Below are 25,886 nucleotides of genomic sequence, written 5' to 3'. Positions count from 1 at the left end.
GTGGGCATCCCGTGAGCGCCACCAAACTCCTTCTGGTCCTGCCGCTCGTCGCGGCTCTAGGCTACCTGGCGCTGGTCGGCCTGATGTATTTCTCACAGCGCGCCCTGCTCTATCCCGGGGCCGTCGCGGCCTTCGCGCCGGCGTCAAGCGCCGAATGGGGCGAGAAGGTCTCGATCGCAACACCGGATGGCGAGACGCTGCATGCGCTTTACAGCAAAGGCGAAGCCGGCAAGCCGTCGGTGCTGTTCTTCCTCGGCAACGCCGACCGGGTAGGCAATTACAGGTTTCTGGCGCAGGCGCTGGCAGCGCGCGGCATCGGCCTGCTGGCGATATCTTATCGCGGCTATGCGGGTTCGACAGGTTCGCCGACCGAAGACGGGCTGCTGACGGACGGACTGGCGGCGTATGACTGGCTTTCGGCGCAAAGCGACGGCGGGATCGTCCTGCTCGGGCAGTCGCTGGGGAGCGGTGTCGCCGTCAACACGGCGGCGCACAGGCCGGCGGCCGGCGTCATCCTGGTGTCGGCATATTTGTCCGTTCTGTCGCTCGCCCAGACGCACTATCCATTCCTGCCGGTCGCGCCCTTGATCAAGGATCCGTTCCGTTCCGATCTCAGGATTGCGAAGGTCACGCAGCCAAAACTGTTCATCCATGGCCGGCGCGACGACATCATCCCGCTGTCCTCCGGCGAGGCGCTCTACGCCATCGCGCCTGAGCCCAAGCAGATGCTGGTACATGACGCTTACAGCCACAACGACCTTTGGAACGAAGGCATGACCGGCGAGATCATCCGGTTTGTGGAGGCGCTGAGCAGGGATGACGGCTAGACCATTCCAAGGGCGTCGGGTTGCTTGACCTCGATCTCGACGAACGCAATCGGATGTTCCGAGCCGTTCATCACGTCGTGCTTGATGCCGGATGGCCTTCGGTAGGCCTGGCCTGCCGCGAGAGGAACGTCGGCGACATTGACCCCGTCGTGAACCCGAAGAGTTCCGGCCGTCAGCATGACGATGAAGTAAGGCCACCCATGCTCATGCCATCCGGTAGCCGCGCCCGGCTCGAAGTCCCAACGCGTGATTCTTACGGCATTGTCATCCAGCTGGACCGTGGGCATAGCGGGTATTTCGCATTTGAACGCCAATTCAGTCTCCGTCGTTCATAGAGCCGCTTCGGCTCACGCGGCAGCAATCGCCAGCGCATGGCCGCGGGCGTTTTCGCGCAGCGCGTCAAGGTGAATGGATTTCAGCAGGCCGGCAAGATCGCCGGTCGCTCCCTGCCCGCCCAATTCCTTCAGCATCAGCCAGGTGACCTCCTGCGCGCCGGCGACGCGCTTGCCATTGGCGACCTCGCGCCAGATTTTCAGCGCGCGCAGGATGACGGCATGGGTGCTCGCGGCAAGCCCAGCGCTGCGGAACAGCGCCGACAGCGCCCCATCATGGCCGCCGGAGAGCAGCGCCCTCACCCGGTGCTCGGCCTGTCCGGTCAGCGCCACCATGGCCGAGCCGAAGAAGTCGACCTTGCCGTGGGCGATGGCGCGGATGATGAAGCTCGACGTCAGGTCGCCGCGCAGGCGCAGATGCTCGATTAACGCGCCGTGCTCCTCGGCGCGGGTGTTTTCGATGACGGTGAGTGAGGCTTTGACACAGGCGTCGCGCATGACGCGGTCCGCGCGGCCGCCCATCAGCGCCGCGACCAGCGGCGCCTGCTTCAGCGCGTCGCCGAGCTTGACCAGCAGCATGTGCCGGCAATCGGCCGGCAGGCGTGGATCGGCGATCATCGCTTCGCGCACGGAAGGCAGATGCCCATGGCGCTCGGCTATGCGGCGGAAACTGAGCGCCGCGATGACCGCGCCGGAATTGGCGATGAGTTCTATGCAGGCTTCCGGTTCGCCGACCTCGGCGATCGCCGCGGCAAGCGCCATCGACACGACCGGACGCCCGGCGACGAGCTTCTGTGTTGCCTTCGGACCGGCCGCGACGCGGTCGATCAGGTCAGCATCGGTCAGAAGCGGCGAGCGCGCCAGAACGAAGGCGGCGACCTCCGGCTGGTCTGAAGCGAGCGCCGCGATGATCTGGATCGGCGCATGATGGCTCATCGACAGCGCTTCGGCCATCGCCAGGCGGACCTTGGATGACGGATCGTCAAGCAGCAGCGTGAGTGCGGCTTCCGCGGCGCAGCGGTCCTCGAAGGGCAGATCGCGCTCGACATAGGCGCGGGCGAGCGCATTCGCCGCGGCGGCCCTTTCGGAGACGCGGGCCGTGCCGATCCATTTCAGGAAATGCCCCACTACCATGAATGTCACTCGCTGCCCTGCCGGATGCGACTCCGACCCCCAAGAAGGACGCTAGGCAGAAATGGTTTACGAAGCGTTCACCATACTCCTTAACCGGCTTGCCCACCGGGACGGCAGCGCCTATCAAACGGGCGTGCAACGGAGGAACACCGCATGGCTGGACTGTATCTTGAGGAGTTCGAGCCCGGCCGGACGTTCAAGCACACGCTTCGCAAGACCGTCACCGAAAGCGACAACATGCTGTTTTCGGTGATGACGCTGAATCCGCAGCCGCTGCATATCGATTTCGATTTCGCCGCCAAGAGCGAATGGGGCAAGCCGCTGGTCAATTCGCTCTTCACGCTCGGCCTGATGATCGGGATTTCGGTGAACGACATAACCGTCGGTACGACTGTCGCTAATTTGGGGATGCGGGAAACCGTGTTTCCGCATCCGGTGTTTCATGGCGATACGATAAGCGTCGAGACCGAGGTGCTGTCGGTGCGCGAATCGAAGTCCAAGCCCGACCGCGGCATCGTCGAGTTCGAGCACCGCGCCTTCAACCAGCATGGAGTTCTCGTGGCGAAATGCATCCGCCAGGCGATGATGTTGAAAAGGCCGGCCTGATGCGCTCGCTGCTGTTCGTTCCGGGCGATTCGGAGAGGAAGCTGGAGAAGGGATTCTCGGCCGGGGCGGACGTGGTGATCGTCGATCTGGAGGATTCCGTCGCGGCCGGCAACAAGGACGTGGCGCGGCGGATCGCGGCGGATTTCATCCGTGACAATCATACGCGAACATCTGCCGCGATCTATGTGAGAATAAACGATCTTTCGTCCGGGCTGACCGATGACGACCTCGCCGCGCTCGTGCCGGCGAAGCCGGACGGCATCATGCTGCCGAAATCCAACGGCTTCGCCGATGTGCAGCAGCTTTCGGCGAAGCTGCGCGTCCGGGAGGCTGAAAACGGGCTTCCTGACGGCGCCACGAAGATAATCCCTATCATCACCGAAACGGCGGCCGGCCTGCTGGCGGCGGGAAGCTACAGCCCCAGCCCCCGCCTCTCCGGCCTGACCTGGGGCGCGGAAGACCTGTCCGCCGCGATCGGCGCGCGGGCTACCCGAGACCAGAACGGGCGCTACACCGACGTGTTCCGATTGGCGCGGGCGATGACGGTGCTTGCCGCCTCTGCAGCCGAAACCGCGGCTATCGACACGGTTTTCGTGAATTTCCGCGACGCCAACAGCCTGCGCGCTGAATGCCTCGAAGCCGAGCGCGACGGTTTCACCGCCAAGATGGCCATCCATCCGGACCAGGTGCCGGTCATCAACGAGGCATTCACGCCCTCTCCGGAAGCGGTGGCGCATGCGCAGGCCGTGGTCCAGGCGTTCAGGGCGGCGGGCGATCCGGGTGTGGTCGGGATCGACGGCCAGATGTACGACCGGCCGCATCTGCGCCGCGCCGAGCGACTGCTGGCAAGGGCTCGGGCTGCGGGTCTCTAATCCTTGTCCCAGCGCGGGCGGCGCATGGCGAAAGTCTCGTTGACCATGGAATAATCCATGTAGCCGAGGCGGGCGACGTTGCCGGCCTTTACCGCATCGAACAGGCCGTCGGTGAGCATCGCGTCGTCGATATGCACGCCGACCACCTCGCCGGTGACGACGAACACGCCTGCATCGCTGCCGTCGAGTGCCTTGGGACGCAGGATTTCCGTCACCTTGCATTCGAGCGCTGCGGGGGCTTCGGCCACGCGCGGTGGCGCGACCAGCCGTGAAGGCGCAGGCGTCAAGCCGGCATAGGCGAACTCGTTCACGCCGCGCGGCGCATCGACGGCGCTGCGGTTCATCTGCTCAACGACCGCGCGCCCAACAAGGTTGACGACGAACTCGCCGGTTTCGCGCGCGAAGCTGGCGCTGTCCTTCTCGCCTTCGGACGAGAACCAGACCAGGAAGGGGTTCGTCGAGAAGGCGTTGAAGAAGGAATAGGGCGCGAGGTTCACGTCGCCGTTCAGCGCGATCGTCGAAATCCATCCGATCGGGCGCGGCGCGACGATCGCCTTGGAAGGATCGTGCGGCAGGCCGTGGCCCTTGGCCGGTTCGTAGAACACGCTCCTATGCCTCCCACGGACCGGCATAATCGGCGTAAAGCGCCGCCGGATCGGGGCGCGGACGCTCCGGCGCCGGGCCTTCATAGGAGCCGATATGTACGAAGCCGACCACGCGCTCATGCGGCGCGAGGCCGAGTATGCGCCGGCCCTCCTCGACGTCGGAATACCAATTGGTGATCATATTCGTTCCGTAGCCCAGCGCATTGGCGGCGATCACCAGGTTCATTGCCGCCATGCCGCCCGACAGAAACATCTCCCATTGCGGAATCTTCGGATTCTCCTTCGGGCTCGAAATCACGCCGATGACCAGCGGCGCGCGCGAGAAACGCGTCAGTTCCTGGTTGCGGCGCGCTTCCGCCAGCGGGCCTTCGCGCTTCTCTGCGAGTTCGGCGAGTTTTTCGCCGATCTCCTTGCGCGCCCTGCCGCGATAGAGGATGAAGCGCCACGGGGCGAGCCTGCCATGGTCGGGCACGCGCGTGGCTATCCTGATCATCGTTGCGATTTCATCGTCGCCGGGCGCCGGTTCGCGCAATTCGGGGATGGGCGCTGAATTGCGCTTCAGCATGAAGTCGATGATCGGCGAGGTCATGTAGAACTTTCCTGATTGGCAAGGCGGGCGGCGGTTGCGCCCGCCGCGGCGATCAATGCGCCGGGTTCGGCCGCGAATACCGCGTCATGCGCACCGGCGGCGGCCCAGACGCGGTCGAAGCGCAGCAGCGCCTCGTCGGCGAAAGCTGGAATGGCGGCCAGATGGCCGATCGGCGAGACGCCGCCGATGGCAAAGCCTGTTACCTCACGTATATGGCGCGGGTCGGCGCGCTTCAGCGGCTCGGCCGCAAGTGTCGCCGCCTTGGCGAGGTCCAGTTGGTGTTCGCCCGAGAGCATGAACAGAAAGAGCCGGCCGGTCCGCTCGCCCTGGAAGATCAGCGATTTGACGATCTGCGCTACCGCGCAGCCGCATTGCGCCGCAGCCTCGGCGGCGGTACGGGTCGAGGCGCCCATGCGACGGATCTCGATGTCGAGACCGGCAGCGCGCGCGGCCCCGGTGACCCGCGCAATGCTGCCACTTGCGTTAGGTTTGTCATCCATCATTCTGATTCCAGTGGTATTTCAACCACCATACCGTCATAAGCCGGTTCGACATTGTCCGGCGTTTCGCGCATCACCGTCGCATAGTCGAGCGGCACGTGCATGTGGGTCAGGACCGCGCGCTTCGGCGCCAGGCGCTCGATCCATTCCAGCGCTTCCGAAAGCGACAGATGGCTCGGATGCGGGCGGTATTGCAGCGCGTCGATGACCAATGCGTCTAGGCCGGTCAGCCGCGCAGCGGTCGCCTCGGAAAATCCGCTGACATCGGGGCAATAGGCGACCGAGCCGATGCGGAAGCCGAGCGACACCGCATCCCCATGTATCTGCGGCAGCGGCTGGAAGGTCAGCGGCCCGCCCTCGCCTTCAATGGTGAACGGCACCGTGTGCTCGATGAGATTGGCGCTGACGATCGGCGGATAGGAACTGCCAGGCGGCGTGGCGAAGCAGTAGTCGAAGGCTTCGCGCAACCGCGTCAGGGTCGGACCGTCGCCATAGACGGGGATCAGCCGCCGCTGCTCGAGCCAATAGCTGCGCAGGTCGTCGATGCCGTGAATGTGGTCGGCATGGGCGTGGGTATAGACGACGGCGTCAACGCGGCGCACCTTCGCCATCAGCATCTGCTCGCGGAAATCGGGCCCGGTGTCGATCACGACAGTGGTTTTCGCACCGTTGGGAGCAATGCGCTCGACCAGCGCCGCAGCGCGCAAACGGCGGTTTTTCGGTTCCAGCGGATCGCAATCGCCCCAGTCGCCGGTGATGCGCGGCGTGCCCGGCGACGAGCCGCAGCCCAGAATCGTGAAGCGCAGCAGGCCGGCCACGCTCAGGCGTTCCCGGCCGGGCGCGGCATCTTGGTGAACAGCCGGAAGAAATTATCGGTGGTGATCTTCGCGATTTCGTCGGCGCCGACACCGACGGTTTCGGCTAGCACCGCCGCGGTGTTGGCGACATAGGCGGGCTCGTTGCGCTTGCCGCGATAAGGCATTGGCGCGAGATAGGGCGCGTCGGTCTCTACCAGCAGTCGGTCGTGCGGAACCGAGGCAGCGATTTCGCGCAGTTCGCCCGAATTCTTGAAGGTCAGTATGCCCGAGAAAGAGACATAGCCGCCGAGCTTGACGCCTGTTTCCGCAAGGTCTCGCCCCGACGAAAAGCAGTGCAGGATGAAGGGGAAAGCGCCCTTCTGCGTCTCCTCCACGAGTATCGCGGCCATGTCGGAATCGGCGCTGCGTGCATGGATGACCAACGGCAGGTCCGTCTGCCGCGCCGCCGCGATGTGGGTGCGGAAGCCTTGCGCCTGCGCCTCGCGTGGGGATTTGTCGTAATGGTAGTCGAGGCCAGCTTCGCCGATCGCCACCACTTTCGGATGCGCCGAAAGCTGGACCAGATCGTCGGTCGTTACGTCGAGTTCCTCGGCGGCATTGTGCGGATGCGTGCCGACCGAGCAATAAACCGGGTCGAATGCCTCGGCGATCGCCAGCACGTCGGGAAACCGCCTGACCCGGGTCGAGATGGTGACCATGCGCGCCACGCCCGCCCTGGCAGCGCGCCCGACGATCGCCGCGCGCTCGTCGGCGAAATCCGGGAAATCGAGGTGGCAGTGGCTGTCGACAAGCATACTCTCGAAAGCCCTACTGTTCCGCCGCCGCCGGTTCGACATAGCGGGGAAATACCGCCGCCGGCGCGGGCAGCGGGGTGCCCGGCTTCAGCGCATACGCCTCGCCGGCATGCCCGAATGTGCGCTCGCCGGCCGGCACGGCCAGAAGGTCGAGCAGCTTTGCCGCCGATGTCGGCATGAAGGGCTGGCACATCAGCGCGACCCGCCGGATGGTCTCGGCGGTGGTGTGCAGCACCGTCTCCATGCGCGCCGGATCGGTCTTCTTCAGCGCCCACGGTTCCTGGCCGGCGAAGTAGCGGTTGGCCTCGGCAACCACGCCGAAGATCGCCGCGAGCGCCTGATGGACCGACTGCTCGGCCATGGTCTTGCGCGCGGTGACGAGCGCATCGTCGGCCATGGCCAGGATCGCCTTATCGGCATCGGCAAGCGCGCCCCGCGCGGGCACGACGGCGCCGCAGTTCTTGGCGATCATCGACAGCGAGCGCTGCGCCAGATTGCCGAGATCATTGGCGAGGTCGGCATTGGTGCGGTTGACGATGGCGTCGTGGCTGTAGCTGCCGTCCTGGCCGAAAGGCACCTCGCGCAGGAAGAAATAGCGCACCTGGTCAAGGCCGTAATGCTCGATCATGGCGAACGGATCGACGACGTTGCCGACCGACTTCGACATCTTCTCGCCGCGGTTGAACAGGAAGCCGTGCGCGAACACCCGCTTCGGCAGTTCTATCCCGGCCGACATCAGGAAGGCCGGCCAGTAGACGGCGTGGAAGCGGACTATATCTTTGCCGATGATGTGCGTGGCCGGCCAGAAATCCCACTTCTCGCCGGTCGTATCGGGAAAGCCGGCTGCGGTGATGTAGTTGGTCAGCGCGTCGACCCAGACATACATGACGTGCTTCGGATCGCCCGGTACCGGCACGCCCCAATTGAAGGTGGTGCGCGAGATCGAGAGATCCTTCAGCCCGGATTTGACGAAGCTCATCACCTCGTTGCGGCGCTCGGCCGGCGCGATGAAGTCCGGGCGCTGCTCATAAAGCGCGAGAAGCTTGTCCTGGTAGGCAGAGAGACGGAAGAAATAGGTTTCTTCCTCGTTCCATTCGACCGGCGATCCGAGCGGCTCGCGGCGCACGCCGTCCTCGCCGACGGTGGTTTCCTTCTCGTCGAAATAGGCTTCCTGCCGCACCGAATACCAGCCGCTGTAGCGGTCGAGATAGATGTCGCCATTCGCCGCCATGCGCTCCCAGATCGCCTGGCAGGCCTTGTAGTGGCGCGGCTCGGTGGTGCGGATGAACTCGTCATTGGAGGCGCCGACGGCTTCTTCCATCTCGCGGAAGATCGCCGAATTGCGGTCGGCCAACGTTTTCGGCGCCACACCCTCCTGATCGGCTGTCTGCTGCATCTTCAGCCCGTGCTCGTCGGTTCCCGATAGAAAGAAGACGTCCTTGCCGTCGAGCCGCTGAAATCGCGCCATCGCGTCGGTGGCAATCACATTATAGGCATGGCCGATATGCGGCTTGCCGTTCGGATAGAAGATCGGGGTCGTGATGTAGAATTTTTCGCGTGACATGAAAGGCCGTTCGAACTGGCGACTTGGGAGGCGTCGCGGTGAGATAACGCATCGGGCTGGCGATTGCCATACGGCAAGCGGCAGCGTCACATTCGAAGCGCCTCGTTGAGGCGGATGATCATGCCGAGCGCGTGCTGCTTCTTGTCAAGATTGTAGGTCTCGGTTTCGGTGACCGACGTCAGCGCCTCTTGCCAGCTTTCGGTCAGCCGGTTGGCGCGCGGCCCCTGGCCTTCGAGTGCGGCGCGGCTCGCCGCATCCGCGAGAAGATCGAGCGCGTGGCGGTTGAAGATGTCGAACGGGATGTTCTGTCCGCGGCCGCCGGCGACTTCGGCGAGCTTGTGGGCGGCGGCGATGTCGAGTTTTGGCGCGACCACTATCCGGTCCATCGCTTCGGCGATCTCCAACCCGCCATACTGCGTCAGCAGGATCGCCTCGCGAACGCTGCCCGCCGCCCGTTCGGCGAGCGCGGCGCGAGCGCGCGCATCCTGCGGCGGCTCCTGGCCGGCATCTTCCAGCGCAGCCATCAGCTCATCCGGCTCTAGCGGTCCCAGCCGGACGATCTGGCAGCGCGAGCGGATGGTCGGCAACAGGCTGCCCAGCGCATGCGCGATCAGTACGAAGATCGTGCGCGCCGGCGGCTCCTCAAGATTCTTCAGCAAAGCGTTGGCCGCATTGACGTTCATGTCGTCGGCGGGATCGACTATGACGATGCGGTAGCTGCCGTCATGCGAGGTCATCGACAGGAAGCGGCTGACGCGGCGGATCTCGTCGACCGTCACCACCGTCTTGAAGGTTTTGGTCTTGTCGTTGAATGGCCGCGTCAGATGCAGGACTGAGGGGTGCGCGCCCGTCGCCACCTGGCGGAACAGCGGCGACGCCGGATCGGGTGCCGCGAGTTCAGCCGGCGCGTTGCCATACGAAGGATGGCGCAGAAGGTGGTTGGCAAGATGAAAGGCAAGCGTCGCCTTGCCGACGCCCCGAGGCCCGGCAAACAGCAGCGCGTGCGGCAGCTTGCCCGAGCGATAGGCTGCGGCCAGCATGTTCGATGTCGCCTGATGGCCATGCAGATGCGGGTTTTCCGAAGGCTCGGGCACGCCCTCGAGCGTGTCGTGCTGTTCCGGCGCGATACGTTCGAACATCACCCCTCCACTATTTCGCGCGCGGCGCGCGCTTCGAGTGCGGCGAAGACCGCGGCGGTCACCGCATCTTCGACGTCATCAGGGCTTGCAGAGGCGTCAATGACGACGCAACGCTCCGGCTCGCTGCGAGCGATGGCAAGAAAGGCTTCGCGGCGGCGCTGATGGACCGCCAGCGTCTCCTTCTCGAAGCGGTCGGGCGTCTCGTCGCCGCGCCGTGCGTTTGCGCGCTTCAGCCCCTCGGCAGGGTCGATGTCGAAGATCAGTGTCATGTCCGGGATCGTGCCGTTGACCGCGACGCGCTCCAGCGCCGTCATGAAGCCCGGATCGAGATCGCCTGCCCCGCCCTGATAGACACGCGACGAATCGAGAAAGCGGTCGCAGAGCACAATGCTGCCGCGCGCGATCGCCGGCGCGATGAGCTGTTCGACATGGTCGGAGCGGGCGGCGGCGAAAAGCACCGCCTCCATTTCCGGCCCGAACGGCTCGGCGGCGCCCGACAGGATGACGTGGCGCACGGCCTCGGCGCCCGGCGAGCCGCCGGGTTCGCGGGTGACGACGAGATCATAGCCTTTGGCGCGCAGCTTCGCGGCAAGCCGGGCAATCTGCGTCGACTTGCCGGCCCCTTCCCCGCCCTCGAAGCTTATGAAAAATCCGCGCGCCAACTGGCCCGATCCTCTGCGTATGTTTTGAGAACACCGGTAATAGCCCCCAAGAGGAAAAAGTCCACCGAACGCTTCAGCGCAGCCAGCCGACCAGCAATTCGCCAACCGCATCGAGCGCGCGCTGATGCAGCGCGCCGGTCTCGACATTTTCGGCGGCGTAGAGCGGCGTTTCCTGGCTCAGCGTATCGCCGATGAAGACGCGCAGCGCCCCGATCTGCGTGCCTTCCTCCACCGGCGCGATGACCGGGCCTTCATAGACGATGCGGGCGGTCAGCCGGTCGCGGTTGGTGATCGGAACGAAGATCGAAATCGGCCCGTTCGCCTTCAGCGCCACGCCCGATTTGGCGCCGCCATAGACCTGCGCCTCGCCGACCGTCTCGCCTTCGGCGAAAAGTTCGCTCTTCTGGAAGGACCGCATGCCCCAGTCGAGGATCTTGCGCGCTTCCTCCGCGCGCTCGCGCTCGGAGGCCATGCCGCTCAGGGCGACGAAGAGGCGCCTGTCGTCTCGCGCGACGGAGCCGACGATCGCATAGCCGGATTCCTCGGTGTAGCCGGTCTTCATGCCGTCCGCCCCGATGTTCATGGTGAGCAGCGGGTTGCGATTGCGCTGGGTGATCTTGTTCCAGGTGAAATCCGGCTGGGAATAATATCTGTAGAAGTCCGGATATTCGTTGAAGATGTGCAGCGCCAGCTTCACCAGTTCGCGCACCGTCACGACCTGACCCTCGGCAGGCAGGCCGGTGGAATTCTTGAATACCGATTGGGTGAGGCCGAGTTCGCGGGCGCGTTCAGTCATCATCGCAGCGAAATTCTCTTCGCTGCCTGCCATGCCCTCCGCGATTATGATGCAGCCGTCATTGGCCGACTGCACGACCACGCCCTGGATCAGGTCTTCCAGGCGGATCTCGGAATTGAGGTCGGCGAACATCGTGGAGCCGCCGGAACCCGCCCCGCCGGTGCGCCAGGCGTTTTCGCTGACCACGAATTTGTCGTCAATCGAGTAGCGCCCGGCCTCGATGGCCTTGAACACCAACTCCATCGTCATCAGCTTGGCCAGCGAGGCGGGCGGGATCGGCTGGTCCGGATTTTTTGAAAACAGGATCGTGCCGGTTTCGGCGTCGATCATGAAGGCCTGCGCCGCCCTGGTCTCGAACAGCTGAGCCTGCGCCGGCGCTATGGTGGCGAGCGCCACCACGAAGCCCAAGATCCAAGCCAACGCCGCCCGGCGGAATTCCATCAACATCGCTGCCCTGCCCTTGTGCATGCCATGCACGACGGCAAGGCTAGCAGGGATTTAGACGCCGGATCAATATCGACAAGGTCGCGCCATACGCGCGACCGGAGATGGCAGCCTCAATCGCGGATTGTCATGGCGTCGGGAGCGCCGTTCGCCCACGCTGCTTCCAGCATGGCGTCGAGCCCGTTGCGGCCATCGGAATAGAGGTTGACCGAATGGAGTTGTGCTCCGTCGATCTCCGCAGTCTCCAGCGTGGCCCGGCCGAAGCCAGACAGTGCACGGGCGACTTTCTCGGCCTCGGCCAGCGTTGCAAACGAGCCGGCGGCCACATAGGGCTGCGCCGCGGCGCCCGCCCCTGCCGGGTTGAGCCGCTTCCAGGACTGCGCGACATCGTCGGGCGACATGGCCCCGCGTTCGAGGGCGGCGAAGGCAGTTGCTGCCTTCTGCGGCCGGTGGTCGGGGGCGTAGGACATGGTCGCCAGCGCGACCTGGGTTTCGAAGATCATGTCGACGCCCGGTCGGTCCGGCGCGATCGGGCCGAAGGCGGGCAGAGCGAGATCGCCGAACGCCCCGGCGTCGGCCGCCATGACCGGCTGGACCTGCGGCTGCGCGGGCGCGCTGTCGGACATCACGCCGGGAAAGGCTGCCGATCCAGCCACATTGGCGCTGGGCGTCGGCCCGTTCATCGCGATCATGACGCCGGTGGCGAGGCCGTCGGACGGGTCGGGAGCACGATTGCCGGGCCGGTAAGAGGCCATCAGGAACTGGTCGTCGCGGCCGTCCAGAGGCGCGCGGCCGACATATTCCACCTGCACCTTGGCGGTGCCGACATGCGTGTAGTCGAGCAGTTCGGCGGCGCGCTTCGACAAATCGATCAGCCGGCCATGCGAATAGGGACCGCGATCGTTGACGCGGACGATGACCGAGCTGCCGTTCTTCAGATTGGTGACACGGGCGTAGCTCGGCAGCGGCATGGTCGGATGCGCCGCCGTCAGATGCGTCATGTCGTAGACTTCGCCATTGGCGGTGAGCCGGCCGTGAAAGGCGTCGCCATACCAGGAGGCGGCGCCGACCTTTTTGTAGTTCTTGTCTTCCTTCGGATAATACATCTTGCCGCGCACCTTGTAGGGCCGGCCGACCTGGTCGCGGCCGCCGCCGCGCTTCAAATTCGATTTCTTGGTGGTGACGCGCGGGCTCGCCTTCACGCCATATTCGGATTCGGCGAAATATTCCTTGGAGCGCTTGTTCTTGGTGTTGACCATGCCCTTGGATTGCGGGGCGCCGCAGGCGGCCAGAAACACCGCGGCGATGGCCAACGCGGCGACAGCGGAAGCGCGACCAGGACGCGTCAGCGCCAGATTGAGCATGTGCGATTTATCCCCGACTTATCTCAGACTTACCGCCCGCGCCGAGTGGATCGGCGGCGTTTGGCGCATGCGAACTCTTCCGGCACCCCTGCCCCGGCCTCTCACTGTATGCCGGAATAGTTTGACACGCTATTAATCGAATATGTCGGGAAACGGGCGGGATTGTGGCGCAGCCGGCGTGGGGAGCGTTATGCACTGCGTCGCCGACGCACTCGGTTCCCCTGCCCGATCGGCAGATCCGCAAACCTTGCCTGACCTGCGCCCGCGAAACCGTGCCTTGAAAAAACGGACGTCTTCGCGCATAGAGCGGCTGCCGGAGGGATGGCCGAGCGGTTTAAGGCACCGGTCTTGAAAACCGGCGTGGGTGCAAGCCCACCGTGGGTTCGAATCCCACTCCCTCCGCCAGCGCTGCAGCCGAACCTGTCCCGGCCGGGGCAAGCGGTATGCCCATCTCCAATATGAGTTTGATGAGATCGGCTTGGCGCGCCGGGCCGGTTTTTGCAAAAATCCGGCCAAGGTGGGTCTTCAAGGTGTTTTCGCTGATGCCTAGCGATACGGCGCTCTTCGACGCGGTCATTCCGCCGCCGACCCGCAGCAGGACGCGCCTCCGCGGGCGTAAGGTCGAAAAGCGTCGGAGCTGGCGGACGGCCGCTTCGTCGCTCGAAGCGACGGCTACACCGATATTGCGGGCCTAGACCCGATCTGTTCGTCACGCTCTTGGGTTGCGCCAGGCCGGAAGCTCCAGCGGCAGATGGAAGGTTTCTTTCGCTGACGACAGTACGATGAGCGTTTCCGTCCGCTGCACACCGGGCACGCCTTTCACGATCGCGGCGAGAAACGCCTCCAGGTCGCGTGTCGTATGCGTGCGGACTTTCAGGAGATAATTCCATGCGCCGGTGACATGATGGCATTCGAGGATCGACGGCTCGTCTGCGACGCGCGCAAGGAAAGGCGCTTCGGTCGCGGGATCGGTCCAGCCCACGAAAATGATGGCCAAAAGGTCGAGCCGCAGCGCTTCAGCCGACAAGGCGGCATACACGCCTTCGATCACGCCCCGGTCCTGGAGCTTCCTGACCCGGTCATTGACCGAGGAGACCGCCAGGCCGACGGCCTTGCCGAGTTCGGCATAGGAGGTGCGCCCGTTCTCCTGCAGCAGCGCAAGCAGCTTGCGGTCGATATCGTCGAGATCGCTCATCCAATGGTTCCTGTGTCCGGAGGCCGCGATGCTCATGCGCCGCCTCGCGCCGCGGACGGCTTTTCGCCGAACCGGCGGCGGAATTCGCGGTTGAAATAGGACAGGTCCTGGAAGCCTGCCGCGTAGGCGATGTCGGTGATCCGCATATGGTCGTGGCGCGGATCGCCAAGCAGGCGCCGCGCCTCGTCGAGACGCATTTGGCGGACATGCTGCGAGAATGAGAGGCCGACTGCCTCGAGCAGTTGCTGCACGCAGCGCGCCGTCAGGCCGAGGCGGGCGCCGACCCTGGCGGCGCTGAGCACGGGATCGCTGAGATTGGCCGAGATGTGATCGAGCACGGCGCGCAATCGCGCCGCCTTCGGCCCGCCGAACGGAGCCGCGCGGGCAAGGCCGGCGGCCGGGTCGAGCATATGCGCCACGAGGTCGCCCAGTTGGCGGCTCGCCAGGCGGGCGAGCGAGGCAGGCATGCCGGCCGGCAACGCCATGAGCTGCGCGCAATAGGCGGCCAGCACGGCAATAGCGGGGTCGGAGGGCGGGCGCTCCCTCAGCGCGATTTCGCCGGCAGGCGGCGAAAAGCCGCGCGCCGCTTCGCAATCGAACCACAGCCCGATCGTTCTTGCGGCCCCGGCCGACGGCGCCTCCTCCGGCCTGTGACAGGCAACGAGAAGCATCCTTCCCGGAGCCATTGCGATCCGGGTGGCGCCGATTTCGGCGTCGAAGCGGCCGTCCAGGCAGATGATCATCGCGCAGCCGCCGTCGCTCTGCCGCAGTCCCGTGCAGTCCCGCATCACGTTCACCAGGTCGAACTCGACCCTTTCCGATACGCGGAAAACCCGGCGCGCCAGCCGGAACTGGCCATCGGACGCCTCGGCTTTCGCCGCGCCGGCCCGCGCGGCATCGCCCCTAGAAAAAGCGGGCGGCGCGTCGAGCTTGAGGAATGGTGCGAAATCCCGCGCGGAAGCCGGCGCGGTCGGCGCTATCGTGGACTCGATCATCTGGCTGCCCCGCCATGATTCCGGAAATTTTGCGGAGAATTTCACAATTTTCCGAAAGAATCAACGTTCCAGTCCGTATTTCATTCGCTTTAGACCAAGACCGGCCCTCAGCGCCCCCTTATTTTCCGCCGCCACATACCGGCCGCCCGATCGGCCGGCAACGGGCAGTGGACCGAATTCGGTTGATGTCTTTCACGGAGAAAAAATCATGGCCGCAACCATCGACTACGATCTCGTAACATTGCGATCCCAGTTCCAGGCGAACACGTTCGTGACCTGGAACCAGTGGACGCCTGACGTGCTGGGCCTGTCCAATGGCGGCCACGTCGTCGCCTACAACAACGGCCCGGATTTTGGCTGGGCCATGAAGGTCGACTTCTACGGCGCGGACGGGCATCTGCTCGCCGGCGCCGTGACGCCCAACATGGGAAGCACCTCTGCCGGCGGCGAGCCCAGCCTGACCGAACTCGATAATGGCAACGTCCTCATCATCTGGGACGACAACAGCGTTGGGAACCTTGGCCAACAGGCCACCATTTTTTCGTCGACCGGCCAAGTCGTTGTTTCCCAGTTCGACATCACGACCTCGGTCAACGACTTCAGGCCGCAGGTCACGACGCTCGCGGGCGGTTTCGTCGTCTCGTACATGGACACCGCCGGCAACCTCAATTTCAAGGTATTCGACAACGACGGCGCGTATCAGAGCGGCCTTACCGACATCAGCGGCTCCTTGTCGGTCGCTAATCCGGTCATCACTGCGCTGGAGGACGGCGGATTCGTGGTGGCGTGGACGGCGGCTAACAATATCGTGGCGCGCATCTTCGAGGCGGACGGATCGCCACGCCCGGTCAACGGCTCGACAGATCCCTTTACCGTGGGAGCCGGTGGCAACAACCTCCAGCCAGCGGTCGCCGCGCTGCCGAACGGCAACTTCGCCGTCGCCTATTCCGATACCGGCTGGGGAGGCCCCGAAGCCGGCAGCGCAGGCATCACGCTCACCGTCGTCGGCCCGGGTGGGAATATCGTGAAGCCCTTCGTCCATGTCAACACGGCGGGCGCATCGAACGAATCCGATCCCGACATCACCGTCCTCGAAAACGGCTTCATCGTCGTCACCTGGACCGACCCCGCCGGAAACAACGAGATCATGGGCCGCATCTTCGACCAAGACGGCAACCCGATCGGATCTCCCCTGCCGCTGTCCGACTCGGCGGGTTCCGACGACATTAAGTCGGCGGTCTCGGCCATTCTCGCCGGACAATTCATCACCGCCTGGCAGGACAGCGAGAGCGACGGCGACGGCGGCCGGATCACGGCCCTGGTTAGCGAGATCGTGCGTACGACAACCGGGGATGGCGCCAACGAGACACTGAACGGCGACGCGCTTCGCGACATCATCCACGGCAACGGCGGCAACGACACGATCAACGGCTTCGGCGGCAACGACACGCTCGACGGCGGAGCGGGCGCCGACACCATGTTCGGCGGCGCGGGTGACGACATCTACATCGTAGCTGCGGCAGGCGACGTCACCACAGAGAATGCTGGCGAAGGCACCGACACGGTGCGTTCCTATATCGACTGGGTGCTGGCCAACCATGTCGAGCGGCTGGAACTGCAGGGCGCAGGCAACCTCAACGGCACCGGCAATGCGCTCGCCAACACGCTGGTGGGCAATGCCGGCAACAACCTGCTCAATGGCGGGGCCGGCAACGACTACATGGTCGGTGGTTCTGGGAATGACACTTTCATCGTCGCCGCAGCCGGAGACAGCACCATCGAGGCGGCAGCCGGCGGCACTGACACGGTGCGTTCCTACATCAACTGGACGCTCGGGGCGAATGTCGAGCGGCTGGAGTTGCAGGGCTCGGGCAATCTGAACGGTACAGGCAATACACTCAACAACACGCTGGTCGGCAATTCCGGGAATAACAGCCTGAATGGCGGTGACGGCAACGACTACATCGTCGGCGGGGCCGGCAACGACACGCTTACCGGAGGTGTCGGCAACGACACACTGATCGGCGGCGCCGGCAGCGACATCCTCAACGGCGGCACAGGAAATGATCGGTTCGATTTCGATCTTGTTTCCGACAGCCCGGCTGGACCAGCGCTTCGCGATTCCATCCTTGGCGGTTTCGCCCACGGCTTCGACAGGATCGACCTTGCGACAATCGATGCCAACACCCTCGTCGCCGGCAACCAGGCCTTCTCCTTCATCGGCTCAGCAGCATTCTCCGGCGTCGCCGGCCAGCTTCGCTATACCAACTACAGCGGCAACGTGATCATCGCCGCCGATGTGAACGGCGATTCGACCGCCGACATGCAGATCCTGGTCGCCGGCACGACTTTCATGACCGGGACAGATTTCATCCTCTGAGGTCAGCCTTGCGAGAGAGCCCGCTTCGCCATGGAATCGGGCTCTTCCTGCTACGCAGCGTAACTGACCTGGCGGCTCAACTTGCTTGCCTCGTCATTGTCGGCTGGATCGATCCCGTAACGAACAAAGTCGGGTCGAATATCTGGCCCGGATGTAGCCGTCCGTCCGCCCACTGTCAGCGATGGAAGCGGCCACTTCGTGTCGTCGGCGGGTGACGGACGCTTGCTGCGCATGCAGCTACCTGTCATCTGCAAGCAGCCGAACCAGGCGGGACACGTCGTCCGGACGGAACGGCTTCTCGATAACGGGACGCCCGGTCCGCTCGAGGAACCGGCCCGCCGCCGGGCCAAGTGTGTCGCCGGTGACGAAGCCGATGCGACCTGCAAGGTGAGGCTTCGCCTCCTGAAGCCAGTAAAAAAACGACGGCCCGTCGCCACCAGCCATTCGGATGTCGCAAAGGATGATGTCATAGTCGCTGGTGCGCACCAGCCCCTTTGCGTCCTCGCCGCTTGGCGACAAGTCGCAGATAAAACCCTGCCGGTCGAGGAGTTCAGCAAGAATGCCGGCGATTTCCTCTTCGTCGTCAACGACAAGAGCCCTCCGGGCATTGGGTTCGGCCATCTTCTTGTCGAGCGATTCAGGAACTCTTGCGGATGCACCCGTCGCGGCTACACCTACCGGGATTTGGACGACGAAAGACGCGCCCCGGCCTGGTGGTGAGGGTTGCAGAACGAGGCTTCCTCCTTGGGCCTCGATCATGCCCCGGGAAACGGCAAGGCCGATGCCCGTGCCAATACCTTGCGGTTTGGTGGTGAAGAAAGGATCGAAAATGCGATTGCGTATCTGCTCCGGAATGCCCGGGCCGTTGTCGCTGACGGTCAGGGTGACGTTGGATTTGGCAGGATCGTGCCGAACGGCCACGGTGACCCGCCGTGGGTCAGAGATTTCCTCAAGCGCCTGTTGAGCGTTGACGAGGAGATTGACCAGGACTTGATGAAGCTGGTCGCCATCCGCCCAGATGCGCGGCAGGCCAGGCTGCACGTCTTTCGCAAGTTCGATACCGCCCGTTTTGAGACCATAGGCAAGCAGGTCGATTGCCCCATCGAGCAACGCGGACACGTCCACCTCACGCCGTTCGCCTGCGCGCTGGCGCGCCATGGCGAGGAACGTGCGCACTATTCGGGCGCAACGCTCCGCCGCAGCTTCGATTTTTACGCTGCGCTCGGCGATCTTGTGAAGGTCGGCATCCCGTAGCAGGGGAGAGTTGGCAGCTTCGCGCAGCATCAGCGCCTGACCGGTGACAATCGAAAGCGGGTTGTTGAGTTCGTGCGCGACACCGGCAAGCAACGAGCCCAGGGCGGCAAGCTTCTCGCTCTGATGCAGCGCGTCGCGCTGGCGTTCGATCTCCTCCTGGGCGCGGCGGACATCGGTCAAATTTCGAATATGTGCCGTGAAGAACCTGCGGTCCGGGAGCCGCACGTCCGTTATCGCCAGCTCTACCGGTAGCAGCGAACCGTCGGAGCGCATCGCTTCGATCTCAACCCGGCGGCCCAAGACCGAGGCCTCTCCGGTGGCCAGGTAACGCTCCATGCCGGCATAGTGTCGAGTACGAAGGTGCTCGGGAACGATCAACTCCGCAATCGACTTGCCGACAACCTCGTCGCGCCTGTAGCCAAAGGTCTCCTCGGCGGCTGGATTGAATTCGATAACGCGGCCGTCCTCGTCGATAACGATGACGCAGTCGAGCGCGGATGCAATGATCGCGGACGACATGGTTTCCACCGCCGTCTGCGCTTCGAGCCGCTCGGCGAGTTCGCGCTCGCGCAATTTGTGTTCTGTGAGGTCTAGCCCAATAGCGATGATGCCCTGGATCTGTCCACCGGCGGACATGAACGCAACGAGGTTCTCCTGGATATAGCGCCTGCCCTGCCCGCCATTGTTCGCCCAGCCTTCCCAGCGAACGGTCTCTCCAGAGTAGACCCTCGTAGTCACTCCCGAGTAAGAATCATAAACCTGCTGCCCGAGGACAGCGGCCATGTGCTGCCCGATGACCCGATCAACCGGCAGCCTCACGAACTCGAGAAATTCACGGTTTACATAGCGATAACGGCGATCGCGATCGAGGAACACGGCCCGGGCCGGCATGGCGTCGAGGAGCGCGCGCAGAACGCCGATATCTGGCGCGTCGAAATTGCTCGTATCGCCAGTTCCAGCGCCAGCGACCGCCTGTTCAATCGTGTCCAGGGGCTTATCTTTCATGCGCGTGTCTTGGGTGGGGCAAATAGATAACCGACACCGCGGATCGTCCGAATGACTTCGGGCTTGGCCGGGTCGATCTCGATCTTGCGCCGCAACCGCGTAATGCGGATATCGATGCTTCGATTGAATGGCTCGGTTGCGCGGTCGTGAGCGAGCTCGAAAAGGCGTTCGCGGCTGAGTACGCGATGCGGGTTTTCGACGAATACCCTCAAGAGGTCCATTTCCATTGAGGTCAGTCCCTGCGTATCGCCGTCGGAAGCCACCAGGCAATGGCCAGCAAGATCGAGCATCACTTTTCCGAATGGGATCAGCCGTTCTTCCCCCTGCTGTGGCACTCGATTGGCCACAGCCACCGATCCCGCATTGGGCAAGTCACTTTGGCTGTCTCTCTTGAGCCTCCGCAAAACAGCCCTGAGCCGCGAATGCAGTTCCCGTAGGTCGAACGGCTTTGCCACGTAGTCGTCGGCGCCGATCTCAAGGCCAACGACACGGTCGATCACGTCACCGGCAGCCGTGACCATGATGATCGGAACCGAATTGGAGGCGCGCAAGCGGCGCGCAATGGCAAAACCATCTTCGCCAGGCATGTTGACGTCAAGCATGATGAGATCCGCAGGGCCGGCTGCCAGATGAGCATCGAGCGCAAGACCGCCCTCCGCGGTCCTGACGTCAAAGCCCTGCTGGCCGAGATAGTCGGCAAGCGTTTCTCGCACACCTTCCTCGTCGTCAACAACGATCAGTCGCGGCGGGTACAGCGTCGTCATGGAGTGGCCATACCTCGCTCTGCCAATGCGCGTGGGGCGCTCTAAACCTGACCGGCTGCCCGCCCCTGCGCACACGTCGGTGAAATTGCCGCGCGCCGGATTTTTTCTTCGATGTCTGATGCAGGGCCTGCGCGTCCACGACACTGGCCCCTGCCCCTGATCTTTCCGGTCCTCTCAAGAACCTCGATCGTCGCTTTCCGCGAGACAATGGCTTTGATCGCGTCGCTTCTTGCCATACAAATGTTGCGAGCAGGGCAACCGGGAACCTCCATGGCCGTCTCTTCGGCAGCAAAAATCGATCATCTGCGCGAGTTGCCGCGGCTCGCGAGGATCAGTCCGCAATTATTCGAACTCCTGTTCGGTGGATGCAAAGCCGAGCGCTATGCAGCCGGCCAGCATCTTTTCGTTCAGGAAGACGTCGCCGATCGCATATATGGCGTCATCGCCGGAACGGTGGAGATCTCGATCTACTCGCCCGGCGGGCAAAAGCTCGTCGCAAACATCGAACTGGCGCAAAGCCTGATCGGTGAAATCGCCGTGCTGGACGGCGGCCCCCGCACGGCGACGGCGAGATGCCTCAGCGACTGCGAGCTTGTCTCTCTGAGCAGAGCGCAGCTGTTCGACCGGATAGAAAAGCACCCGCCGCTCGCACGCGCCATGATCGAACTGTTGTGCGCGCGCTTGCGCTGGGTAAGCGGCGAACTCGGCGATCAGGCATTTCTCGGAATCGAAGCGCGGCTGGCCAAGCGGCTGCTTTTCCTGTCCGGCACGATGTCGGATTCGTCAGGCTGGATACCGATCTCGCAATCGGAACTCGCCGAATTTCTGGGAGCCACGCGCGAATCGGTGAACAAGACGCTCAATGACTGGCGCAGCCGGGGCATCATCGCCATCAGGCGGGGCGGATTGCACATCGACAATCCGGGCGCGCTTCGCCACGTGGCCGAAGCTGAAGACGACTGACTAACGGGCGCCGCGTCATGCGCGACGTTCACATCCGAGACATAAGATAGCGCAGCGCCGCGCGGCTCGGCAGAAAGAAATAACCGCCCCCGCGCGTTGTGACGAAGCTCGGAATTCCCTTGAGCACAACGGCTCCCTCCCAGCGCGGGATAGAGAACCGGCCCTCGCCGACTTGCGCTCCGATCGTCGGGTCTTTCTCCGCAAGCAAGCCGTGAAACGAGGCTGACGCCACCCAGGTCTGCTGCATGAACTCATACTGGCGCTCGATGTCGGCATTCAGGCACATGAAGAGCAGGCCTTTTTCGGTCCCCTCACCGCTTTCCTTTTCATAGGTGCGGCCGATGCGGAGGATCCGGTGGCGCTTGCCGATCCTGATTTGCGTTTCGTGGTCCTCTCCAAGCGAATCGCGCGGATTCGACCGACGCACGTGGGCGCCGAGCGGGCATCGCAGTCCCTGGGGATCTTCGGCGCCGAAGGTGAAATCGTTGTCGGGCGTCCGTCCCGGACGCCCGTCCGGATTGCGGACGAGCGAGGTGCCGTCAGGCCAGCGGCCGACCATCTTGGCGGCAATCCAGCGCGGCGTGATTTCCGGATCGTTTTTCTCTTCCGCCTCCGCGACGCAGTATTCCTTGAACCTGTCGACGTGCTGTTCGAATTGCCGCACGACGAGAAACGATCCGTTCCTGCCGAAATCACGCAGACCAGCGCCATCGGACGTGATGTTGTCCGCGCGGAGCGCCGGCAGGACGCCGCATCGGTCGTGCGACGGACGCACCGTCGGCGTGGGCGGGTAGAAGCCATGCTCGTCGCGGTAGCCGAACAGGAATTCCCCGGCCGAGATGATATGCTGGGCGGAGACCGACGAGTTGGCGCGGGGCGTCCCTCGCACGATCGGTTGCGATACGCCATCGACAAAGCCGAACTGTTCCACCGCCTTCTTGCCGTTGCGGCGGATCGCCAGAGGCAGTTGCGCCACAAGAACCATCCCGGCGGTTTTCGTTCGCCGGGCAAGTTCAGCGATATCCGCCTCCAGCGCTTCGAGACTTGCCGCATAGCAGATGACCACCGCATCCACCGGTTTGGCCGGGGAACCCCACTGCCAGTTCTCCGGCGTGCTTTCCCCGACATCGTCGAGGATGCGGCTTCGCGCAGCGCTGCCCATGCCCTGACGGAACGCCAGCGGAAATTTCTCCAGCGGATCATGGTCGGGATCGCTCTCCAGCCCAAGGCGGCGCAGGCCGTCCGGTCCGAAAGCAATCATCATTGCCCGCTCCGCCGGGACGCTTTCGCCGAAACTCACCCTGGCGGCAACGAATTCGAGCCATGCCTTCCGCTTGGCGCGTCCCAAGGCTTCCGGAATCCGGACAGCCAGCATGCGGGCATGTTCCAGCGAGCCGAGGGCGCTGAAGAAGACCGACTGGATCTCGCCGCCCTCGAGTGTTTCCACCGGCGGCGGAACGGGCGCGAAGAGACTAAGTATCTTGCCGCTCTCCTTTGCCGGCTCGGGCCGCGGCATGGAGCCGAAGAGGTGGAGCCAGTCATTGGCCTCGCTGTCCGTCGCCTGGGCTATGCCCTGTCTGACTTTCGAGTTGATGCGTATGCGCGACGTGTTGAGTTCGGGATAGGCGGAGTACCAGAACAGTGTCGGTATCTGCTGCCGGCGCGCCCATCGCTTGAAACGATCGCCGTCGCGAGCGCCGTCCAGGAACAGCCAGCGCGTTTTGGGAAAGCCTTCGGTGTTGCTCCAAACGCCGGTGAGGCCGGAAGCCGCCTTGGCGACGAAATCCTCGAGATAACTCTCCCAGCTGCCGCCGTAATTGCTGAAGAACATCAGCTTGTTGGTGCCCGGCACGAGCACCCAGCGTGCGAAATGGATGGTGTTGATGTCGGCGAGAAACCCCGGCCGGAAGACCTTCTGGGCGGAAATCGAAATCAGGTAGAAGGTCAGGCGCAAGGCGAGCCTTCGCAACGTGCCGTGCTTCATCGTCGAAATCGCCGTCAGATGGTTCTGGGCGGTCCGATCCTCTCGCTCGAGGATGGCCTCCAGCGAGGCAAGATCAATCATCTCGTCGCTCGGCACATCGCGCTTCTCAAGCCGGCGCAGCGCAAGGAAGCAGGCGCCGATGAAGAGCAAGATCAGCGACGTCACGCCGATGACCGTCAGGACGAGAGACGTGCCGGCCACGAGCAGATTGCGGAAAAACCCGGGCGCATAGCCGAAAACGAATGTGTAGGTTATCCACCAGCAGGCCGCCAGGATGGCCAAAACCGTTGCAAGCACAGCCGGCGCCTTCAACGTGGTGATCGCCGCTCGCCGGAGGTTCCCTTTCGGTCCTTCGAGCGGGTTTTCCGCCGGCTCGAACGCCCAGGAGAGATCCTCGCTCTTCTTGATGTGCTGCCTGACTTCACGCAGCGTCGCGACGGCTCCCGCCTTGCAACGGGGCTGTTCGACAACGGCCCGCGCCATCTCGGCCAGATCGGCCTCGGCGCGGATACGCCCGACCGACAAGCCGGGCGTGCCGGAGAAAACCAGGCCTGCATTGCTGCCGAACGATGGAGATATCTCCACCGCGTGCTTGCGCATGAAATGCTGCAGCGTCTGATCGCCCGGGAAATTGCAGGCCTGCTCAAAGATATCCCGGACAAGATGCCCGGCATGATCGGCAAAGGCGTCGATGACTTCGTCATTGCTGCCGTCGCCCGACAATTCAAGCACGAGATGCCTGCCGTCGCGATCCGCTTTGCCCTGGCTGTCCTCTTTCGCGGCAACGGCGAGGCTGGCGAAATGGATGACGCCGCTCGCGTCGAGCGCGGCTCGCATCTTCGGACCGGCCGGATTGCCTAGCGCCGCGATCTGTTCGCGGATTCTGTCGAGAGACGCTGCCGGCTCTATCGGGCAGACGACCGTGACCATCGAATGCTTGACCGAGCGACAAAGAGGTGGCGGGTCGAAATCGACCTTCAGGCTGTCCGGATAGGCGGCAATGCGCGTCAGCCTGCCGGCCTTGCCCTTGGCGCGGCGAAGGTTCTTCTTCGCGAAAAGGGCGCGCAGGCTCTCGCCGATCTGGATCCTCGCGATCGCCGAACCGATGCAAAGGTGGATGCCGTGCCCAAACACGAGGTAGTCCCGATAGGGGCGGGTCGCATCGAATTCATTCGGCCGCTGCACGGCTGCGGGATCGAACATCGCCGACAGCGTCGCCGGCATCACAACCGTTCCCGCCTTGACCACACGTTCGCGGCGAGTCCCCTTGGCGATGACCGTATCCCGAGGCGTGTAGCGGAACGGGCCGATCCAGATCGGCTTGAAACGCATCGCCTCCAGGATTGTCCGGTCGAGAAGTTCGTCGTCACCGGCGGCAAGCGCCTGCTCCACTGCCGCCCGAGCATCGGCCCGGGACAGTATGACGTCGAGGCAATTGCCGCCGGCAAGCAGGTTGGTGGGACCGAACCCGGCGATCATGCCCAACATTACGGAGTGGATGTCTCCGAGAGTAAGCTTCCCGCGGTCGAGCATGGCGACCAGCCGGGCCAGCGGCGTCTTGCTTCCCGTCCTGCCGTCCCTGACGGCTTCGATCGACCGGTCGATGGCCTTGATCATCCGGTCGGCGGCCACGACCGCGGTTTCGCGGGTCGCGGGGCTGCCGCCCGGATCGGAGAAGAACAGAGCGCTGAGCGCGATGGACCAGTCGGCGAACTCGTTCTCATCGTCTATCAACATGCCGAAATATTCCCGGCAAATATGCACGGGGACGATCTTCAGAAGGTCGCGGACAGCGTCGAAACCCGGGGCGGCGCGGGTCATGATTTCGCGCGAATGGCGGGCGGCTATGGGCCTGACGGCGGCCTCCACCTCATCCGGCGGAAACGCGGTCAGTACCGACGACTTCATCCGCCGGTAGTCCGGACCGTCCTGCATGCCGAGAATGAAATTCGAGCCGCGGGCGATCTCGGTCATCTCCGGACCGTACGGCGTTTCGAATTCGTCCTGGCGTTCGAGAATGTCGCGGACGTCGTCGTTCCTCGTCACCAGAATGAATTTGCCGAAGCGGAGTATGGGCCAGAAGCGCCGAAGCAGCGAAAGGGCCCAGCGCGGGTCCTCGAAAAGCCTGCCTAGGATGCGGCTGGCAAGACTACTGGTACGAAGTCGCCCGAGATCGAAACGCGGCAGTTCCGAAGCCGGCTTCTGGGCGCTCTGCGCCTCGCGGACGCCCTCGAAATATTTGATTCCAGCCATCCGCCACCCCCAGCGCTCGTCATCCAGTGCCCGCTATAGTTGACATA

The 25,886-nt window shown here is 63.9% G+C and carries 22 protein-coding genes and 1 tRNA gene; 6 read left to right on the top strand and 17 right to left on the bottom strand.

Annotated elements, in window-relative coordinates; genetic code table 11:
- Window positions 1–11: 11 nt before the first annotated feature.
- On the top strand, window positions 12–827 hold the full coding sequence (locus MAXJ12_RS20250) for an alpha/beta hydrolase (RefSeq protein WP_040587038.1): 816 nt from the start codon (window positions 12–14) through the stop codon (window positions 825–827).
- On the opposite strand, the gene MAXJ12_RS20245 is transcribed toward MAXJ12_RS20250, so the two are convergent.
- Both MAXJ12_RS20245 and MAXJ12_RS20240 read right to left on the bottom strand, forming a co-directional pair.
- Window positions 824–1,141, bottom strand: a complete 318-nt coding sequence (locus MAXJ12_RS20245) for a cupin domain-containing protein (protein ID WP_040587035.1) — start codon at window positions 1,139–1,141, stop codon at window positions 824–826. The two genes, MAXJ12_RS20250 and MAXJ12_RS20245, sit on opposite strands and share 4 nt — an antisense overlap.
- A gap of 33 nt (window positions 1,142–1,174) precedes the next feature.
- A complete protein-coding gene (locus MAXJ12_RS20240) occupies window positions 1,175–2,293 on the bottom strand; it encodes a DUF2336 domain-containing protein (RefSeq protein ID WP_008837837.1) in 1,119 nt (372 codons plus the stop codon).
- Between the two features lie 153 nt (window positions 2,294–2,446).
- On the opposite strand from MAXJ12_RS20240, the gene MAXJ12_RS20235 reads away from it, so the two are divergent.
- Together MAXJ12_RS20235 and MAXJ12_RS20230 are read left to right on the top strand one after the other, a co-directional pair.
- Entirely contained in the window at window positions 2,447–2,899 is a 453-nt protein-coding gene (locus MAXJ12_RS20235; protein ID WP_008837836.1) for a MaoC family dehydratase, read from the top strand.
- A complete protein-coding gene (locus MAXJ12_RS20230) occupies window positions 2,899–3,771 on the top strand; it encodes an HpcH/HpaI aldolase/citrate lyase family protein (protein WP_040587056.1) in 873 nt (290 codons plus the stop codon). The genes MAXJ12_RS20235 and MAXJ12_RS20230 overlap by 1 nt, the downstream gene beginning before the upstream one ends.
- Here MAXJ12_RS20230 and MAXJ12_RS20225 read toward each other — a convergent pair.
- The 10 genes from MAXJ12_RS20225 to MAXJ12_RS20180 form a co-directional block, all read right to left on the bottom strand.
- Window positions 3,768–4,376 carry a flavin reductase family protein gene (locus tag MAXJ12_RS20225; RefSeq protein WP_008837834.1) on the bottom strand — a complete coding sequence of 203 codons (609 nt, stop codon included), beginning with the start codon at window positions 4,374–4,376 and terminating at the stop codon, window positions 3,768–3,770. The two genes, MAXJ12_RS20230 and MAXJ12_RS20225, sit on opposite strands and share 4 nt — an antisense overlap.
- 4 nt (window positions 4,377–4,380) lie before the next feature.
- Window positions 4,381–4,965: a nitroreductase family protein gene (locus tag MAXJ12_RS20220; protein ID WP_008837833.1), complete on the bottom strand. Its 585-nt coding sequence runs from the start codon at window positions 4,963–4,965 to the stop codon at window positions 4,381–4,383.
- Window positions 4,962–5,465: a YbaK/EbsC family protein gene (locus tag MAXJ12_RS20215; RefSeq protein ID WP_008837832.1), complete on the bottom strand. Its 504-nt coding sequence runs from the start codon at window positions 5,463–5,465 to the stop codon at window positions 4,962–4,964. Before MAXJ12_RS20215 ends, MAXJ12_RS20220 begins: the two co-directional genes overlap by 4 nt.
- Entirely contained in the window at window positions 5,465–6,283 is an 819-nt protein-coding gene (locus tag MAXJ12_RS20210) for an MBL fold metallo-hydrolase (protein ID WP_008837831.1), read from the bottom strand. The genes MAXJ12_RS20215 and MAXJ12_RS20210 overlap by 1 nt, the downstream gene beginning before the upstream one ends.
- 2 nt (window positions 6,284–6,285) lie before the next feature.
- The gene (locus tag MAXJ12_RS20205; RefSeq protein WP_008837830.1) at window positions 6,286–7,077 is read right to left on the bottom strand and encodes a TatD family hydrolase; all 792 of its coding nucleotides are present in this window, start codon (window positions 7,075–7,077) and stop codon (window positions 6,286–6,288) included.
- A 13-nt stretch (window positions 7,078–7,090) separates the two neighbouring features.
- Window positions 7,091–8,641 carry a methionine--tRNA ligase gene (gene metG / locus MAXJ12_RS20200; RefSeq protein WP_008837829.1) on the bottom strand — a complete coding sequence of 517 codons (1,551 nt, stop codon included), beginning with the start codon at window positions 8,639–8,641 and terminating at the stop codon, window positions 7,091–7,093.
- Between the two features lie 86 nt (window positions 8,642–8,727).
- Window positions 8,728–9,783: a DNA polymerase III subunit delta' gene (locus MAXJ12_RS20195; protein WP_040587032.1), complete on the bottom strand. Its 1,056-nt coding sequence runs from the start codon at window positions 9,781–9,783 to the stop codon at window positions 8,728–8,730.
- On the bottom strand, window positions 9,780–10,442 hold the full coding sequence (tmk, locus tag MAXJ12_RS20190; RefSeq protein ID WP_008837827.1) for a dTMP kinase: 663 nt from the start codon (window positions 10,440–10,442) through the stop codon (window positions 9,780–9,782). The genes MAXJ12_RS20195 and tmk overlap by 4 nt, the downstream gene beginning before the upstream one ends.
- Before the next feature lie 73 nt (window positions 10,443–10,515).
- Window positions 10,516–11,679 (bottom strand): D-alanyl-D-alanine carboxypeptidase family protein, encoded by a 1,164-nt coding sequence (locus MAXJ12_RS20185; protein ID WP_040587053.1) that lies wholly within the window; start codon window positions 11,677–11,679, stop codon window positions 10,516–10,518.
- A gap of 116 nt (window positions 11,680–11,795) precedes the next feature.
- On the bottom strand, window positions 11,796–13,046 hold the full coding sequence (locus MAXJ12_RS20180; protein ID WP_008837825.1) for a septal ring lytic transglycosylase RlpA family protein: 1,251 nt from the start codon (window positions 13,044–13,046) through the stop codon (window positions 11,796–11,798).
- Between the two features lie 315 nt (window positions 13,047–13,361).
- Between MAXJ12_RS20180 and MAXJ12_RS20175 the strand changes: the two genes are divergently transcribed.
- Window positions 13,362–13,451, top strand: a tRNA-Ser gene (locus MAXJ12_RS20175).
- Between the two features lie 304 nt (window positions 13,452–13,755).
- On the opposite strand, the gene MAXJ12_RS20165 is transcribed toward MAXJ12_RS20175, so the two are convergent.
- Window positions 13,756–14,241, bottom strand: a complete 486-nt coding sequence (locus MAXJ12_RS20165) for an Lrp/AsnC family transcriptional regulator (RefSeq protein ID WP_040587050.1) — start codon at window positions 14,239–14,241, stop codon at window positions 13,756–13,758.
- A gap of 32 nt (window positions 14,242–14,273) precedes the next feature.
- Complete coding sequence (locus tag MAXJ12_RS34515; protein WP_139043961.1) at window positions 14,274–15,236, bottom strand: helix-turn-helix transcriptional regulator; 963 nt, start codon at window positions 15,234–15,236, stop codon at window positions 14,274–14,276.
- A 208-nt stretch (window positions 15,237–15,444) separates the two neighbouring features.
- Here MAXJ12_RS34515 and MAXJ12_RS34510 point away from each other — a divergent pair, with 208 nt between their 5' ends.
- On the top strand, window positions 15,445–17,616 hold the full coding sequence (locus MAXJ12_RS34510) for a calcium-binding protein (protein WP_008837821.1): 2,172 nt from the start codon (window positions 15,445–15,447) through the stop codon (window positions 17,614–17,616).
- 237 nt (window positions 17,617–17,853) lie between these two features.
- On the opposite strand, the gene MAXJ12_RS20150 is transcribed toward MAXJ12_RS34510, so the two are convergent.
- Window positions 17,854–19,875 (bottom strand): hybrid sensor histidine kinase/response regulator, encoded by a 2,022-nt coding sequence (locus MAXJ12_RS20150; protein ID WP_008837820.1) that lies wholly within the window; start codon window positions 19,873–19,875, stop codon window positions 17,854–17,856.
- Window positions 19,872–20,639: a response regulator gene (locus tag MAXJ12_RS20145; protein ID WP_008837819.1), complete on the bottom strand. Its 768-nt coding sequence runs from the start codon at window positions 20,637–20,639 to the stop codon at window positions 19,872–19,874. The genes MAXJ12_RS20150 and MAXJ12_RS20145 overlap by 4 nt, the downstream gene beginning before the upstream one ends.
- A gap of 270 nt (window positions 20,640–20,909) precedes the next feature.
- Here MAXJ12_RS20145 and MAXJ12_RS20140 point away from each other — a divergent pair, with 270 nt between their 5' ends.
- On the top strand, window positions 20,910–21,602 hold the full coding sequence (locus MAXJ12_RS20140; RefSeq protein ID WP_008837818.1) for a Crp/Fnr family transcriptional regulator: 693 nt from the start codon (window positions 20,910–20,912) through the stop codon (window positions 21,600–21,602).
- 28 nt (window positions 21,603–21,630) lie between these two features.
- Here MAXJ12_RS20140 and MAXJ12_RS20135 read toward each other — a convergent pair whose 3' ends face one another.
- Window positions 21,631–25,839 carry a cytochrome P450 gene (locus MAXJ12_RS20135; RefSeq protein ID WP_008837817.1) on the bottom strand — a complete coding sequence of 1,403 codons (4,209 nt, stop codon included), beginning with the start codon at window positions 25,837–25,839 and terminating at the stop codon, window positions 21,631–21,633.
- Between the last annotated feature and the right edge of the window lie 47 nt (window positions 25,840–25,886).

The sequence above is a fragment of the Mesorhizobium alhagi CCNWXJ12-2 genome (genome assembly GCF_000236565.1).
GTDB classification, from domain to species: Bacteria; Pseudomonadota; Alphaproteobacteria; order Rhizobiales; family Rhizobiaceae; genus Allomesorhizobium; species Allomesorhizobium alhagi.
This window is presented reverse-complemented; position numbering and strand designations above follow the sequence as displayed.